General features: G+C 68.7%; 15 protein-coding genes and 1 pseudogene. 10 read left to right on the plus strand and 6 right to left on the minus strand.

Annotation, left to right across the window (positions count from 1 at the left end):
- Nucleotides 1–217: 217 nt before the first annotated feature.
- From ACIKT0_RS05320 to ACIKT0_RS05355, 8 genes are all read left to right on the plus strand, one after another.
- A complete protein-coding gene (locus ACIKT0_RS05320; protein ID WP_407104337.1) occupies nucleotides 218–2,080 on the plus strand; it encodes an extracellular solute-binding protein in 1,863 nt (620 codons plus the stop codon).
- Nucleotides 2,077–4,011 (plus strand): extracellular solute-binding protein, encoded by a 1,935-nt coding sequence (locus tag ACIKT0_RS05325; protein WP_407104338.1) that lies wholly within the window; start codon nucleotides 2,077–2,079, stop codon nucleotides 4,009–4,011. The genes ACIKT0_RS05320 and ACIKT0_RS05325 overlap by 4 nt, the downstream gene beginning before the upstream one ends.
- A gap of 41 nt (nucleotides 4,012–4,052) precedes the next feature.
- Complete coding sequence (locus ACIKT0_RS05330; protein ID WP_407104339.1) at nucleotides 4,053–5,168, plus strand: microcin C ABC transporter permease YejB; 1,116 nt, start codon at nucleotides 4,053–4,055, stop codon at nucleotides 5,166–5,168.
- 103 nt (nucleotides 5,169–5,271) lie between these two features.
- Entirely contained in the window at nucleotides 5,272–6,426 is a 1,155-nt protein-coding gene (locus ACIKT0_RS05335; protein ID WP_407104349.1) for an ABC transporter permease, read from the plus strand.
- A gap of 38 nt (nucleotides 6,427–6,464) precedes the next feature.
- Nucleotides 6,465–8,048: an ABC transporter ATP-binding protein gene (locus ACIKT0_RS05340; protein ID WP_407104350.1), complete on the plus strand. Its 1,584-nt coding sequence runs from the start codon at nucleotides 6,465–6,467 to the stop codon at nucleotides 8,046–8,048.
- Nucleotides 8,045–8,674 (plus strand): NUDIX domain-containing protein, encoded by a 630-nt coding sequence (locus ACIKT0_RS05345; protein ID WP_407104340.1) that lies wholly within the window; start codon nucleotides 8,045–8,047, stop codon nucleotides 8,672–8,674. Before ACIKT0_RS05340 ends, ACIKT0_RS05345 begins: the two co-directional genes overlap by 4 nt.
- A gap of 46 nt (nucleotides 8,675–8,720) precedes the next feature.
- Complete coding sequence (locus tag ACIKT0_RS05350; RefSeq protein ID WP_407104341.1) at nucleotides 8,721–9,212, plus strand: MmcB family DNA repair protein; 492 nt, start codon at nucleotides 8,721–8,723, stop codon at nucleotides 9,210–9,212.
- Nucleotides 9,213–9,376: 164 nt separating this feature from the next.
- The gene (locus ACIKT0_RS05355; protein WP_407104342.1) at nucleotides 9,377–9,646 is read left to right on the plus strand and encodes a hypothetical protein; all 270 of its coding nucleotides are present in this window, start codon (nucleotides 9,377–9,379) and stop codon (nucleotides 9,644–9,646) included.
- Between the two features lie 115 nt (nucleotides 9,647–9,761).
- Here ACIKT0_RS05355 and ACIKT0_RS05360 read toward each other — a convergent pair whose 3' ends face one another.
- Together ACIKT0_RS05360 and infC are read right to left on the minus strand one after the other, a co-directional pair.
- Nucleotides 9,762–10,331, minus strand: a complete 570-nt coding sequence (locus tag ACIKT0_RS05360; protein WP_407104343.1) for an ActR/PrrA/RegA family redox response regulator transcription factor — start codon at nucleotides 10,329–10,331, stop codon at nucleotides 9,762–9,764.
- A gap of 157 nt (nucleotides 10,332–10,488) precedes the next feature.
- Nucleotides 10,489–11,028: a translation initiation factor IF-3 gene (infC, locus tag ACIKT0_RS05365; RefSeq protein ID WP_407104351.1), complete on the minus strand. Its 540-nt coding sequence runs from the start codon at nucleotides 11,026–11,028 to the stop codon at nucleotides 10,489–10,491.
- Nucleotides 11,029–11,225: 197 nt separating this feature from the next.
- Between infC and ACIKT0_RS05370 the strand changes: the two genes are divergently transcribed.
- Together ACIKT0_RS05370 and ACIKT0_RS05375 are read left to right on the plus strand one after the other, a co-directional pair.
- Complete coding sequence (locus ACIKT0_RS05370; RefSeq protein WP_407104344.1) at nucleotides 11,226–11,714, plus strand: YaiI/YqxD family protein; 489 nt, start codon at nucleotides 11,226–11,228, stop codon at nucleotides 11,712–11,714.
- Complete coding sequence (locus tag ACIKT0_RS05375; RefSeq protein ID WP_407104345.1) at nucleotides 11,711–12,769, plus strand: MBL fold metallo-hydrolase; 1,059 nt, start codon at nucleotides 11,711–11,713, stop codon at nucleotides 12,767–12,769. The genes ACIKT0_RS05370 and ACIKT0_RS05375 overlap by 4 nt, the downstream gene beginning before the upstream one ends.
- Nucleotides 12,770–12,772: 3 nt before the next feature.
- Here the strand turns inward: ACIKT0_RS05375 and cysK are convergent, their stop codons facing one another.
- The 4 genes and pseudogenes from cysK to ACIKT0_RS05395 form a co-directional block, all read right to left on the minus strand.
- A complete protein-coding gene (cysK, locus tag ACIKT0_RS05380; protein WP_407104346.1) occupies nucleotides 12,773–13,759 on the minus strand; it encodes a cysteine synthase A in 987 nt (328 codons plus the stop codon).
- Between the two features lie 106 nt (nucleotides 13,760–13,865).
- Nucleotides 13,866–14,339, minus strand: coding sequence for an RrF2 family transcriptional regulator (locus ACIKT0_RS05385; protein WP_407104347.1), 474 nt, complete (start codon nucleotides 14,337–14,339; stop codon nucleotides 13,866–13,868).
- 17 nt (nucleotides 14,340–14,356) lie between these two features.
- Nucleotides 14,357–14,803, minus strand: coding sequence for a dUTP diphosphatase (gene dut / locus ACIKT0_RS05390; protein WP_407104348.1), 447 nt, complete (start codon nucleotides 14,801–14,803; stop codon nucleotides 14,357–14,359).
- Nucleotides 14,803–15,282: pseudogene (locus ACIKT0_RS05395) on the minus strand (phosphopantothenoylcysteine decarboxylase domain-containing protein); the annotation flags it as partial. The gene dut and the pseudogene ACIKT0_RS05395, both read right to left, overlap by 1 nt.
- Nucleotides 15,283–15,351 lie beyond the last annotated feature (69 nt).

Below are 15,351 nucleotides of genomic sequence, written 5' to 3' on the forward strand. Positions count from 1 at the left end.
GCGCCTCAGGCGCCGGCCGCCCCGGACGCGCCGCCTGCGGACGCTCCGAAGCAGCCGTGAGCCACCGCGACTGACCTCATGGAAAGGCCGGGCCGAGCGCCCGGCCTTTTCACATGATGAGGACGTGATCCCGGCGAGCGGCCAATCTGCCTGGAAGCCGCCGCCTTTAACGACATAATGGCGCCGCGACACGCCTCCGAGGATCAGCCCGCTGACGATGACCTTCCGCGCCGCAGCTCTCGCCGCCGTTCTCGCCTTCGCCACGCCCGCGGCGGCCCAGCAGACGCCTCAGGCGGACGGCTGGCGGCACGGCCTGTCGCTCCTCGGCGACGTGAAGTACCCGGCCGACTTCAAGCATTTCGACTACGTCAATCCGGACGCGCCCCAGGGTGGTTCCGTGCGGCTCGGCGCGTTCGGGACCTTCGACAGCTTCAACGGGTTCATCCCGAAGGGCAGCGAGGCCGCCGGCCTGAGCCTGCTCTACGACACGCTTCTGACGGAGTCGGCGGACGAGCCCGCGACCGAGTACGGCCTGGTCGCGGAGAGCGTCCGCTATCCGGCCGACTTCTCCTCCGTCACCTATCGTCTCCGGCCGGAGGCCCGCTTCAACGACGGCTCCCCCATCACGGTCGAAGACGTCATCTGGTCGTTCGAGACGCTGAAGCGCATCAGTCCGCTGCGCGCGCGCTACTACCACGACGTCCTCCGGGCGGAGCAGACCGGCGAACGCGAGGTCACCTTCACCTTCTCGGGCCCGGGCAACCGCGAACTCCCCCAGATCACCGGCCAGTTCCCGATCCTGCCGAAGCGCTGGTGGGAGGGCGTCGACGCGCAGGGCAGGAAGCGCAACATCGAGGAGGGGACGCTCGAAAAGCCGCTCGGCTCCGGACCCTACCGGATCAAGGACTTCGCGCCCGGCCGATGGATCTCCTACGAACGCGCCCCGGACTACTGGGCGGCGAAGCTGCCGGTCCGGGTGGGAACGAACAATTTCGACGAGATGCGCTGGGACTATTTCCGCGACACGACCGTCCTGCTCGAAGCGTTCAAGGGCGACCAGATCGACTACCGCATGGAGAACAGCGCCAAGAACTGGGCGACCGCCTATGACTTTCCGGCGGTCCGGCAGAAGCGCGTGATCCTGGAGACGTTTCCGGACAGCCAGTCTGGCCGGATGCAGGCCTATGCGTTCAACATCCGCCGCGACAAGTTCAAGGATCCGAGGGTTCGTCGAGCGTTCAACCTCGCCTTCGACTTCGAGGAGATCAACAAGACGATCATGTTCGGACAGTACGTCCGGATCGACAGCTTCTTCTTCGGAACGGATCTGGCGGCGCCGAAGGCGCCCCCGGAAGGTCTCGAGAAGGAGATCCTCGAAAGCGTGAGGGACAAGGTTCCGCCGGAGGTCTTCACGACGCCCTACCGCAACCCCGTCGGCGGGTCTCCGGAGGCGGCGCGCGCCAATCTGCGCGAGGCGTTCGATCTCCTGAAGCAGGCCGGCTGGACCGTGTCGCGGGGCGCCGGGGGCAAGCCCGCGCTGCGCAACGCCAAGGGCGAGCCGTTCACGGTCGAGTTCATCTACGGCGATCCGAGCGCGGAGCGGATCCTGAGCTTCTACGCGCCAGCTCTCGAACGCCTCGGAGTTCAGGTGACCCAGCGGCTGCTCGACGACAGCCAGTACGTCAACCGCGTGCGCTCCTTCGACTTCGACGTCATCACCATGGGCTGGGGCCAGTCCCTGTCGCCCGGCAACGAGCAGCGCGACCAGTGGGGCTCGCAGGCCGCGGACACCCCGGGCTCGCAGAACGTGGTCGGCATCAAGGACCCCGGCGTCGACGCCCTGATCGACCGGGTGATCTACGCGAAGAGCCGGGAGGAGCTCGCCGCCGCGACCCACGCCCTCGACCGCGTGCTGCTCGCGCACGACTATGTGGTTCCGCAGTTCACCAGCCTCGAGGACCGCACCGCCCGCTGGAACCGGTTCTCGCGGCCTGACAAGCTGCCGCCGCGCGGCTCGATGTTCCCCACGGTGTGGTGGTGGGACGCGGAAAAGGCCAAGGCCACCGGAGGCCGGTCTTGAGGGATATTCGGGAGACCGTGGGTTCGCCGCGGCTCACGCGCCGCCGCGCGCTGATCTATGTCGGCGCGGCCGCCGCCGCCGGGGGGCTCTGGTCCGCCAAGGCGCGTGGCGAGCAACAGGCCGCGCCTCCCTCGCCCGGCGCGGACGCGGCGTTCGGGCCCGAGCGGCATGGCCTCTCGGCCTTCGGCGACCTGAGATACGGCCCGGACTTCCCCCATTTCGGCTACGTGCACCCCGGCGCCCCCAAGGGCGGGACGTTCAGCCAGATTCCGGCGACGCGCGCGCTCAACCAGAGCTTCACCACCTTCAACACGCTCAACGCGTACATCCTGAAGGGCGACGGGGCCCAGGGCATGGGGCTCACCTTCGACACGCTGATGGCGCGCGCCACCGACGAGCCGGACGCGCTCTACGGCCTCGTCGCGCGCTCCGTCGCCGTGTCGGACGACGGCTTGGCGTACCGGTTCCGGCTGCGTCCCGAGGCGCGCTTTCACGACGGCTCCAGGCTCACCGCCGCGGACGTCAAATGGTCGCTCGAGACGCTGAAGCAGAAGGGCCATCCGCTGGTCGCGCAGGCGATCCGCGATCTTCAGGCCGTGGAGGTGGAGTCGGAGGACTCGGTGGTGCTGCGCCTCGCGCCGAGCCGCACGCGCGACCTGCCGCTCACGCTCGCGGCGCTGCCGATCTTCTCGAGCAAGTATTACGCCGGCAAACCTTTCGACGCCGCGACCCTCGAGCCGCCGCTCGGCTCGGGTCCCTACCGTGTCGGCCGCTTCGAGCAGGGCCGCTTCATCGAGTTCGAGCGGGTCGCCGACTACTGGGCGAAGGAACTCCCGGTGAATGTCGGGCAGAACAATTTCGACAAGGTCCGCTTCGAGTTCTTCCGGGACCGCGACGTCGGCTTCGAGGCCTTCAAGGCCAGGGCCTACCTGTTCCGCGAGGAGTTCACCTCCCGGACCTGGGCGACCGGCTATGATTTTCCCGGCGTGCGCGACGGCAGGGTCAAGCGGGAGACGCTGGCGGACCTGACGCCCTCGGGCGGCCAGGGCTGGTTCTTCAATCTGCGCCGCCGGAAGTTCCAGGATCCGCGGGTGCGCGAGGCGCTGAACCTCGCCTTCGATTTCGAGTGGATGAACAGGAACCTGATGTTCGGCGCCTACAAGCGCACCTCGTCGGTGTTCCAGGGTGCGCCGGAGATGATGGCGGCGGGCAGGCCCGAAGGGGCGGAGCTCGCGCTGCTGGAGCCGTTCCGCGGCCGGATTCCGGACGAGGCGTTCGGCGAGCCCTACGTTCCGCCGGTCAGCGACGGGTCGGGGCAGGACCGCAACCTTCTTCGCCAGGCGATGAAGCTGCTGCGCGAGGCGGGCTTCGTGAGCAAGAACGGCCGGGCGACCAACGCCGACGGCGAGACGCTGACGATCGAATTCCTGGAGTTCGATCCGGGGCTCGATCCGCACGTTTCGGCCTACATCAAGAACCTGAAGGTGATCGGCGTCGAGGCCACCATCAGGCTGGTCGACGCCGCCCAGTTCCAGCAGCGCCTCAACGCCTTCGACTTCGACGTCGTCAGCCAGCGGATGAGCATGTCGGCCACGCCCGGCGAAGGGCTGCGGCAGGTCTATTCCTCAGCCTCCGCCGACCTGCCCGGATCCAACAACCTGTCCGGCGTCGCCAATCCGGCGGTCGACGCCCTGGTCGAGGCGATCGTGGCGGCGAAATCGCGCGACGAGCTCAACGTCGCCTGCCGCGCGCTCGACCGGGTGCTGCGATCGCTGCGCAACTGGATTCCCGCCTGGTACAAGGACACGCACACGCTGGCCTACTGGGACGCGTTCTCGCACCCCGCGGAAAAGCCGCGCTACGTCCGCGGCGCCCCGGAGACCTGGTGGTGGGACGCGGCCAAGGCCGAGGCTTCGGGGGTGAAGGCATGACGAGCCGCGCCGCCGCCAGCCGCTCGGGAGCGCCCTAGGCCGTGCTGGTCTATATCGCGCGCCGCGTGCTGCTGATGATCCCGACGCTGGTCGGGATCATGCTGGTCTCCTTCGTGATCATCCAGTTCGCGCCCGGCGGGCCGATCGAGCGCATCATCGCGCAGGTCACCGGCCAGGGCACCAACGCCACCGACCGGTTCTCGGGCGGATCGGGCAATGATCTGGCGAACTCGCTCCAGAGCCAGCGGGCGGCCTCGAACGACCCGGTCTCCTCGAAATACCGAGGCGCCCAAGGGCTCGACCCCGAATTCATCAAGCAGCTCGAGAAGCAATTCGGCTTCGACAAGCCGGCGCCCGAGCGGTTCTCGAAGATGATGTGGGACTACGCCCGGTTCGATTTCGGCCGGAGCTATTTCCGCGACATCGACGTGGTCGACCTCATCCTGGAGAAGATGCCGGTCTCGATCTCGCTCGGGCTGTGGATGACGCTGATCTCCTACGCGATCTCGATCCCGCTGGGGATCGCCAAGGCGGTGCGGGACGGCTCCCGTTTCGACGTCTGGACGTCGACCGTGATCGTCATCGGCTATGCGATCCCGAGCTTCCTGTTCGCCATCCTGCTCATCGTGCTGTTCGCGGGCGGCACCTTCGTGGACTGGTTCCCGCTGCGCGGGCTCACGTCCGACAACTGGGACCAGCTTTCGCTGTGGGGCAAGATCGTCGACTACGCCTGGCACATGGCGTTGCCGCTCGCCGCCCTCGCGATCAGCGCGTTCGCGACCACGACCCTGCTGACCAAGAACTCGTTCCTCGACGAGATCCGGAAGCAGTACGTCCAGACGGCGCGCATGAAGGGCCTGACCGAGCGGCAGGTGCTCTACGGCCATGTCTTCCGCAACGCGATGCTGATCCTGATCGCCGGCTTCCCCGGCGCGTTCATCGGCGCCTTCTTCAGCGGCGCCTTGCTGATCGAGACGATCTTCTCGCTCGACGGCCTCGGGCTGCTGGGCTTCGAGTCGATCGTCAACCGCGACTACGCGGTGGTGTTCGCCAACCTCTACATCTTCTCCTTGCTCGGCCTCGTCGTCACGCTGATCTCCGACCTCAGCTACATGTGGGTCGACCCCCGCATCGACTTCGAGACCCGGGAGGTGTGATGGCCGTGGCTGTCGCCTCCTGCGCCGCCGACATGTCCGCAGGCGTCCCGGAATGACGGACGCCGCGCTCGTCGTTCCGCCGCCGTCTCCGGGCGCGGCGCCCATGCCCCCGCCGCGGCGACGGCTGAGCCCGATCAACCGCCGGCGGTGGGCCAACTTCCGCGCGAACAGGCGCGGCTACTGGTCGTTCCTGGTGTTCTCCGTCCTGTTCGTTCTGAGCCTGTTCGCGGAGTTCATCGCCAACGACAAGCCCTTCCTGGTGAAGTACGACGGCGCGTTCTACGTCCCGGCCCTGAACTATTATCCGGAGACGACGTTCGGCGGAGACTTCGAGACCGAGGCCGATTACCGGGACCCCTATCTGCAGCAGCTCATCAAGAAGTCGGGCGGCTACATGATCTGGCCGCCGGTGCGCTACAGCTACGACACCATCAACTACAATCTGCCGACGCCCGCGCCGTCTCCGCCGACCTGGCTGCTCGACGACGCGACCTGCGAGAAGGCGGCCGCGGCGCGCACCCCCGAAGGGGACGCCACGCGCGTCGACGCCGCCGCGCCGCGGGCCAAGACCTGCAGCGACGTGGAATGGAACTGGCTCGGCACGGACGACCAGGGGCGCGACGTCTTCGCCCGCCTGCTCTACGGCTTCCGCCTCTCCGTCCTGTTCGGCCTCGCGCTCGCGGTGCTGTCCTCGATCATCGGCGTGGTCGCGGGCGCGGTGCAGGGCTATTTCGGCGGCTGGACCGACCTGCTGTTCCAGCGCTTCATAGAGATCTGGACCTCCGTTCCGACGCTCTACCTGCTGATCATCCTGTCCGCGGTTCTGGCGCCGAGCGTGTGGGTCCTGCTCGGCATTCTCCTGCTGTTCTCCTGGACCGCGCTGGTCGGGGTGGTGCGGGCGGAGTTCCTGAGGGGCCGCAACTTCGAATATGTCCGGGCGGCGCGGGCGCTCGGCGCCTCGAACGGGGCGATCATGTTCCGCCACCTGCTGCCCAACGCCATGGTGGCGACGCTGACCTTCATGCCCTTCATCCTGTCGGGATCGATCACCACCCTGACGGCGCTCGACTTCCTGGGCTTCGGGCTGCCGCCCGGCTCGCCCTCGCTGGGCGAGCTGCTCGCCCAGGGCAAGTCGAACCTTCAGGCCCCGTGGCTCGGCATCTCGGGCTTCCTGGTGATCGCCGTGATGCTGTCGCTGCTGATCTTCATCGGCGAGGCCGTGCGCGACGCCTTCGACCCGCGAAAGACGTTCCGGTGAGCCCCCTGCTCTCGGTGCGCGATCTCTCCGTCGCCTTCATGGGCGAGGGCGGAGCGACGCGCGCGGTCGACGGCGTCTCCTTCGATCTGGCCAAGGGCGAGACCCTGGCGCTCGTCGGCGAAAGCGGGTCGGGCAAGTCCGTGACCGCGCTCTCGGTCGTCCGGCTGCTGCCCTATCCGGCCGCGAGCCACCCGTCGGGCGAAATCCTGTTCGGCGGCAAGGACCTCCTGAAGGCGCCGGAGCGTGAACTTCGGAAGGTCCGCGGCGCCGACATCTCCATGGTGTTCCAGGAGCCGATGACCTCGCTCAACCCGCTGCACACCATCGAGCGGCAGGTCGGAGAGATCCTGGCGGTCCACCGCGGCTGGTCGGCCCCCAAGCGCCGGGAGCGGGTCCTCGAGCTTCTGGAGCAGGTCGGAATCCCGAAGCCCGAGGAGCGGCTCGACGCCTTTCCGCACCAGCTTTCCGGCGGTCAGCGCCAGCGCGTGATGATCGCGATGGCGCTCGCCAACGAGCCCGACCTGCTGATCGCGGACGAGCCCACGACCGCGCTCGACGTGACCGTGCAGGCGCAGATTCTGGCGCTTCTGAAGGAGCTGCAGAGCAGGCTCGGCATGGCGATGCTGTTCATCACCCATGACCTCGGCATCGTCCGGAAGATCGCCGACCGTGTCTGCGTGATGACGGGCGGCAAGATCGTCGAGCAGGGCGCGACGCAGGACGTCTTCCTTCGGCCGCAGCACGCCTACACGAAGAAGCTTCTGGCGGCCGAGCCCAAGGGCGCGCCCCCGGCCTTCGACGCCGCGGCGCTGCCCCTCGTCGAGGTCGAGGACCTCAAGGTCTGGTTTCCGATCAAGAGGGGCTTCTTCCGCAAGACCGTGGGCCACGTGAAGGCCGTCGACGGCGTCAGCGTGACGGTGCGCGAGGGCCAGACCGTCGGGGTCGTGGGTGAATCCGGGTCGGGCAAGACGACCCTGGGACTCGCCATACTGCGCCTGATCGCGAGCGAGGGCCGGATCGCCTTCCTGGGCAAGCCGCTCCAGGGTCTCGGCTTCTCCGCCATGCGGCCGATCCGCAAGGAGATGCAGATCGTCTTCCAGGATCCCTACGGTTCGCTCAGCCCCCGGATGCCGGTGCTGGACATCGTGTCGGAGGGCCTCGGCATTCAGGGCGCGCGGATGACGACCGCCGAGCGGCGCGACGCGGTGGCGCGCGCGCTGAGCGACGTCGGCCTCGACCCCTCCGTGATGGATCGCTATCCGCACGAGTTCTCAGGGGGCCAGCGGCAGCGCATCGCGATCGCGCGGGCGCTGGCTCTGGAGCCGCGCTTCATCGTGCTCGACGAGCCCACGAGCGCGCTCGACATGTCCGTCCAGGCGCAGATCGTCGACCTCCTGCGCGCCGTGCAGGCGCGCCGAAAGCTGTCCTTCCTGTTCATCAGCCACGACCTCAAGGTCGTCCGGGCGCTCGCGAACGAGGTGGTGGTGATGCGCGAAGGCAAGGTCGTGGAGCAGGGCCCGGCAAGCGAGGTGCTGAGGGCGCCCCGGACCGACTACACGAAGGCGCTGCTGGCCGCGGCTTTCGATCTCGACGCGCGGCAGCCGGCCGCGGTCCATCAATGAGCGGCCGCGATGACCGTTTGGCCGACGCCGAGGCGGCGGCGGAGCTCGAAGGCCCCGAACTCATCCATGCGGGCTACCGCCGCCTCGAGCGCTGGCGCGTGACCCTGCCCGAGGCCGCGGGGCGCGGCCGCATCGTGCAGGAGCGCGAGGTGCTGCGCGCGGGACCCTGCGTCGCCGCGCTGGCGGTCGACGTGGAGCGCGACCTGCTGGTGCTGATCCGGCAGTTCCGGGTCCCGGCGGCGCTCGCCACCGGAAAGGGCGATCTCGTCGAGATCGTCGCCGGCCGGGTCGAGCCCGGCGAATCGGCCGAGGCCGCCGTAGTCCGGGAGATCGAGGAGGAGGCCGGGATCCCGGCCGGCAAGATCGTCCGCCTGTTCGACTTCCTGCCGACGCCCGGCATCGTCGACGAGAGCGCGACCCTGTTCCTCGTCTCGGTGGACGCCGCCAGCCTGCCGGACCTTTCCGGCGCCGCGGCTGAAAACGAGCTCACCCGCCCCTTCGCCGCCACGATGGACGAGGCGATCGAGAGCCTTTCGGACCCGGCGCCGCGCAACGCCTATCTGCTGCTCGCCCTGCAGTGGCTCGCGCTCAACCGCGGCCAGCTCCGGCGGTTGCTCGCGGCCTGAACCGGACGCGCTTGCGCCGTTCCGGTTTCGTGCCATACTAGAACGTATGCAGAACGATCTTGCCGCCTGCCATGATGAACTGCGGACCCGGACGGGGTCGCTTGCGGGCGTGTCCGCCGGGATCGCGCGCGGCGTGTGCCGCTACCTTGCGGCCGCCGGCTATGGCTGCCTGCTCGAGACGCCGCTGAGGTCCGGACGCCGCGCGGACGTGATGGCTCTGGGGCCCCAGGGGGAGATCGTCATCGTCGAGATCAAGTCCGGCGCGCAGGATTTCCGCACCGATCGCAAATGGCCGGACTACCGCGAGTTCTGCGACCGTTTCTACTTCGCGGTCGACCAGGCCTTCCCCGTCGCGCTGATCCCGGAGGATGTCGGGCTCCTGATCGCGGACCGCTATGGCGCGGCAGAACTGCGGGCGAGCTCGCAGCACCCGCTCCCCGGCGCCAGACGCAAGGCCGTGGCGCTCGGCTTCGCGCGGCTCGCGGCGCTTCGACTGCAGGCGACGCTGGATCCTCAGGCGCCGCATGGCCTTCTTTGAAGCTCTGGCGGACCCGCCACAATTCGCCACCTTGCGGTCTCAATTCGGAACAATCTGCGCCCGACCTTCGTATTCGGGTGATTCGCAAAGGTGATCTGAACTCTGTTCTCTCGAGGCGCGAACCAACAGCCCCGCGCCGGACGTCCTGCGCGTTGGAGATTTCGATGTCGAACGATGACGTGAACGCGGTGATCCTGCGTCTCGCGCGCACGCTTCAGCGCTGCGGCGAGGACCCGCGGGTAATTTTCTCCGCCCTGATCGGAGCCGCGGCCACCATCTCGGCGGACTTCGGCGTCGACGTCGACCGGCCGGAGGATCTTCGCCGCGCAATCGACGCCGTGATCGAATTCGGCGAGCTCAAGGAGCTGCCCGGCGAGGCCCAGGCGACGCTCGGCGCGTCCGTGATCCCGTTCCGGCCTGCGCGCGTCGCCTGATTTTACCGACCAAGACAGGATGGCCCGCGGGGACTGGATCCCGGCGGCCCAAGGCATCCAGTGATGCTTTGAGGCCGATGCGCGACGTCAGCCAAGCGGCCGACGTCGCCGTGGCTCAGCGCGGCGCGCGCTTCGCCAGAATGCGCTGGAGCGTCCGGCGGTGCATGTTCAGCCGGCGCGCGGTCTCCGAGACGTTCCGTCCGCAGAGCTCGTAGACGCGCTGGATGTGCTCCCACCGCACGCGGTCGGCCGACATCGGGTTCTCGGGCGGCTGGGGCTTGTGATCGCCCGCGCTGAGCGCGCTGTGGATCTCGTCCGCGTCGGCGGGCTTCGCCAGATAGTCGACCGCGCCGAGCTTCACCGCCGTGACGGCGGTCGCGATGTTCCCATAGCCCGTGAGCACGATCCCCCGGGCCTCGGGCCGACGGGTCTTCAGGGCTTGGATCACGTCCAAGCCGGAGCCGTCGCCAAGCCGCATGTCGACGACGGCGAAGGCCGGCGGCTTCTTCTCGACAGCCTCAAGTCCGTCCCGGATCGTCTCCGCCACGGTCACGGCGTAGCCGCGCGCCTCCATCGCCCGTCCAAGCCGTTGAACGAAGGCGCGGTCGTCGTCGACGATGAGGAGGCTCATCTCCTCGACGGGCTGCGGCGCCGAGGCCGCCACCGGATCAACCATCATCTGCATCGCGTCGCTCCGCGATCCGCCGTCCAGTTTGCCAGTCGCGTAGGCGGGCCGCGACCAATCGAAGCACTATACCCCGCGATATGCCGGATCAACCGCGCCGGGCGCAGCCCAGCCGCCCGGCTGCTGCGGACCATGCGCACGGCGCGCGCGCCCCGCCTCAACGCGGGGCGAGCACCATGGTCATCTGCCGTCCCTCGAGGGACGGATCGCTCTCGACCTTCGCGAGCTCGACGACTTCCTCGCGGACCTTCACCAGAAGCTTCAGGCCGAGATCCTGATGCGCCATCTCGCGGCCGCGGAACCGCAGGGTCACCTTGACCTTGTCGCCTTCCTCGAAGAAACGCCGCATCGCCCGGAGCTTCACGTCGTAGTCGTGATCATCGATGTTCGGACGCATCTTGATCTCTTTGACTTCGACGATCTTCTGGTTCTTGCGCGCCTCGGCGGCTTTCTTCTGATTCTGATACTTGTACTTGCCGTAGTCGAGCAGCTTGCAGACCGGCGGGACGGAGTTCGGCGCGATTTCGACGAGATCGAGCCCTGCGTCCTCGGCCGCCTGGAGCGCATCGTTGATCTTCGTGGGGCCGAGATTGCGCCCCTCAGCATCGATGAGCTGAACTTCGAGGACGCGGATCTCCTTGTTTACGCGCGGACCGTCCTTCTGGACCGGCGCGAGAGGCCTCATGGGTCGACGAATGGCGGAATTCTCCTCTGAAGACAAAACAGCGACGGATTTCCAACGCAAATGGCCCCGTGGTCCAGGCACGAGGCTGACGCGTCGCCGGCGCAGCACACGCCGCCCGTCAGTCGCCAAGATCGTGACAAACTCTTGCGAAGTCAACGCCAGCCGGGCATCCCGGGCGCTGATCGTCGATCAAAGGAGACCTGCGCCCCTTGAGCCAGTCACCCCCGCTGCCGACGGTGTTCATCGACGGGGACGCCTGCCCGGTGAAGTCCGAGGTCTACCGGGTCGCCGAACGCCACGGGCTGCAGACGGTCGTGGTCGCGAACCGCTTCATCTTCACCCCGCGCGACGCGAATGTGCGCCTTCAGGTGGTGCCAGCCGGCCCCGACGTCGCCGATGACTGGATCGCCGACAACGCAAGGGCTCACGACATCGTGGTGACGGCGGACGTGCCGCTCGCCGCGCGGTGCCTCGCCAAAGGCGTGGCGGCTCTCGGCCCTTCCGGCCGGGCCTTCACCGAGGCCAACATCGGCGCCGCTCTCGCGAGCCGCGAGCTGATGAGCCATCTGCGGGAGGTCGGGGAGATCACCGGCGGCCCGGGCGCCTTCCGGCCGCAGGATCGTTCGCGCTTCCTGCAGCAGCTGGAGCACGCGGTGGTCCGCGCCCGGCGCGCGCTCGAAGCCCAGGACGGCGCATGACCCGTCGTCGTCTGCTGGCGCTTCTGGGGGCGGCGCCGCTCGCGGCGGCCGGCTGGTTCGGCTGGGCCCGCGGGCGCAACCCGTACTATGACGGGCCGCCGTCGGATCACTTCGACGGGCTGCGCTTCTTCCACCCGGAACAGCCGCCGGACAAATCGCCGATCGCGGCGTTCCGGGCGCTGCGTCTCGCCGAGAAGGCGCCCTGGCCGGAGAGCTGGCCGAGCCCGTTCGCCGACCAGCCGCCCGCGCAGGTCACGGGATCCGGCCTGCGGGTGGTCTCGATCGGCCACGCCACCCATCTGATCCAGGCTGCGGGCCTCAACATACTGACCGACCCGGTCTGGTCAGAGCGCTGCTCGCCGGTCAGCTTCGCCGGCCCCAAGAGAGTCTGTCCCCCGGGCGTCGCATTCGAGGACCTGCCCAGGACCGACGTCGTGCTCCTGTCGCACAATCACTACGACCACCTCGACACAGCGACGCTCGCGCGGCTGGTCGCCCGCGACGATCCGCGGATCGTGACCGCTCTCGGCAACGACGCCATCGTGCGGGCGGCCGTCCCCCGCGCGCGGGTCGAGGCCCATGACTGGGGCGACCGGGTCGAGCTTGGTGACGGCGTGACCGCTTCGCTGGTCACCGCCTGCCACTGGTCGGCGCGCGGCGTGACCGATCGGCGCAAGGCGCTCTGGACCGCGTTCGCGATCGACGCGGGCGAGGCGGGCCGCGTCTACTTCGCGGGCGACAGCGGGTTCTTCAGCGGAGCGCACTTCCGCAAGGCGGCCGCCGAGCATGGCCCGTTCCGCCTCGCGATCCTCCCGATCGGCGCCTATGAGCCGCGCTGGTTCATGAAGGACCAGCACCTGAACCCCGCCGAAGCCGTGGAGGCCTTCAGCCTGCTCGGCGCGGAGCACGCGATCGGCTGTCACTGGGGCGTCTTCCGCCTGACCGCGGAGGCGATCGACGCGCCGGCGGCGGAACTCGCGACGGCGCTTCGCGCGCGCGGCGTCCCGCCTGAGCGCTTCCGCGCGCTCAGGCCAGGGGAGGTGTGGGAGGGCTGAGGCTCAGAGGCCTTCGAAGAGAGCCGTCGACAGATAGCGTTCGGCGAAGCTCGGGATGATCGTCACGATCGTCTTGCCGGCGGCCTCCGGCCTTCCGCCGACCTCGAGCGCCGCCGCGAGCGCGGCGCCGGACGAGATGCCGACCGGAACGCCTTCAAGACGAGCGACAAGCCGCGCGGTCTCGAACGACGTCTGGTTTCCGACGGTCACCACCTCGTCGATTACGGACCGGTCCAGCACGCCGGGGACGAAGCCGGCGCCGATGCCCTGGATCTTGTGCGGGCCGGGCTGGCCGCCGGAGAGAACCGGAGAGTCCTCGGGCTCGACCGCCACGATCCTGAGCGAAGGCTTCCTGGGCTTCAGGACCTGGCCGACGCCCGTGATGGTCCCGCCGGTGCCGACGCCGGACACGACGTAGTCGACCTCGCCGGCGGTGTCGTTCCAGATCTCCTCCGCGGTCGTCAGACGGTGGATCTCGGGGTTCGCCGGGTTCTCGAACTGCTGGGGAATGATGGCGTTGGGAATCTCACGCACCAGTTCCTGGGCGCGCGCGACCGCGCCCTTCATGCCCTTGGCCCCTTCGGTCAGCACGAGCTCCGCGCCGAGAAGCGCCAGCATCTTGCGGCGCTCGAGCGACATGGTCTCCGGCATGACCAGGATGAGGCGATAGCCGCGCGCGGCGGCCACGAAGGCCAGCGCGATGCCGGTGTTGCCGGAGGTCGGCTCGATCAGCACGCTGTCCGGCCGCAGGATGCCGTCGCGCTCGAGCGCGTCCACCATGGCGACGCCGATGCGGTCCTTCACGCTTGCGATCGGGTTGAAGAACTCGAGCTTGGCCAGAATGGTGGCCTTGACGCCCTTGTGGGCCGCCAGCCGGTCCAGCCGCACCAGAGGCGTGTCGCCGATCGTGTCGGTGATCGAATCGTAGATGCGGCCGCGACCAGGCGCATGCGCGGCGGGCTCGGACAGTTTGAATGCGGGCTCGCTCATGCGGATCATCCTCCAGCATCGTCGCGCCGCTCAGGGCGCGGCGGTTCGGGTCACCGCAAGATAGTCATGACACAGAGAAATGTCGATAAAAGCTAGATAGCCACAATCAGATTGTAAAATCATAGGTGGGGCGGCTGTCCTCGAAGACCGAGCGCCGCTCGGCCTCCAGGCAGAGATCCTCCACGGTGATCTCGTCCAGCCGCTCCAGGAAGCTTTCGGAGGCCGACCTGATCATCGGCGTGACGACCTCGGACACGAGCGGCGAGGGAATGATCTTGCCGTCCGGCTCGCGTCCTCGCCCTTCCGGCTCATCCTCGGGCTCCCCGAGCGCGCCCCGGACGATGTCGGCGATCGAGATGCGGCGGCGTTCGCGCGCGAGCTCGTAACCGCCGCGAGGGCCGCGCACGCCCTTGAGAATGCCGGCGCGAACCAGAACCTGGAGCAAAGTCTCGAGGTGGCGCGGCGGCAGCCCGTGGCGTGCGGCCAGGGTCTTGGCGGCGATCGGAGTCGGGCGCGCGTGATACGCGATGTCCACGACGGCGGCGACAGCCAACAGACTCCGACGCGGCAACAAGTTCATGACGTCTCCTCGCGGGATCACCGCCCCGTTGAGCCGAATCCGCCTTCTCCCCTCGCGGTGGGATCGAGCGTCTCAGCCGTCACCACCTTCGCCTGAACGACCGGAGCGACGACAAGTTGCGCGATCCGGGCCCCCCGCGCGACGGCGAACGGCTCGCTTCCAAGATTGACCAGTAGAACTCCGACCTCGCCGCGATAGTCCGCATCCACCGTCCCGGGAGCGTTGAGAACCGTTATCCCGTGTCGGAGCGCCAGGCCCGAACGCGGCCGGATCTGGGCCTCAAACCCAAGCGGGAACTGGAGCGCGAGCCCTGTCGGGACAAGAGCGCGGCCCCCGGGAGAAATCACGATCGGCTCCGACTCCGGGACGGCCGCACGAAGATCCATGCCGGCGGCCGCGGCGGTCTCGTAGGACGGCGCCGGCAGCCCCTCGGCGTGCGGCAGCATCAGGACGCGCAACTCCATCACGCCGGCCCCAGCAGCGCGGCCAGACGGTCGACCAGCCGTTCCGCGACCGCGGCCTTGGAAAGCGCCGGCCAGTCCTCGACGCCGTCAGCGGTGACGAGGTGCACCCTGTTGCTGTCGCCGCCCATCACGCCGCTGCCCGGCGAGACGTCATTCGCGACGATCATGTCGGCGCGTTTCCGGGTGAGCTTGGCGCGGGCGTGCTCGACGACGTTCTCGGTCTCGGCCGCGAAGCCGACCACCAGCGCCGGCCGTCGCAGGCCGTGGGCGACGGTCGCCAGCACGTCAGGGTTCTCGACGAGCGTCAGGGCAGGCGGGCCGCCGGCGCCTTTCTTGATCTTCTGAGCCGCGCCGTCCGCGACCCGCCAGTCGGCGACCGCCGCGGCGAAGATGGCGAGATCGACCGGCAGCGCCGCCTCGACCGCGTTCAGCATCTCTCGCGCGGTCTCGACCCTGACCACGGTCACGCCCGCGGGGTCCGTACCCGTAGCTCAGCTGGATAGAGCGCTGCCCTCCGAAGGCAGAGGTCAGAGGTTCGAATCCTCTCG

The organism is Hansschlegelia beijingensis, from assembly GCF_045505405.1.
GTDB classification, from domain to species: Bacteria; Pseudomonadota; Alphaproteobacteria; order Rhizobiales; family Methylopilaceae; genus Methylopila; species Methylopila beijingensis_A.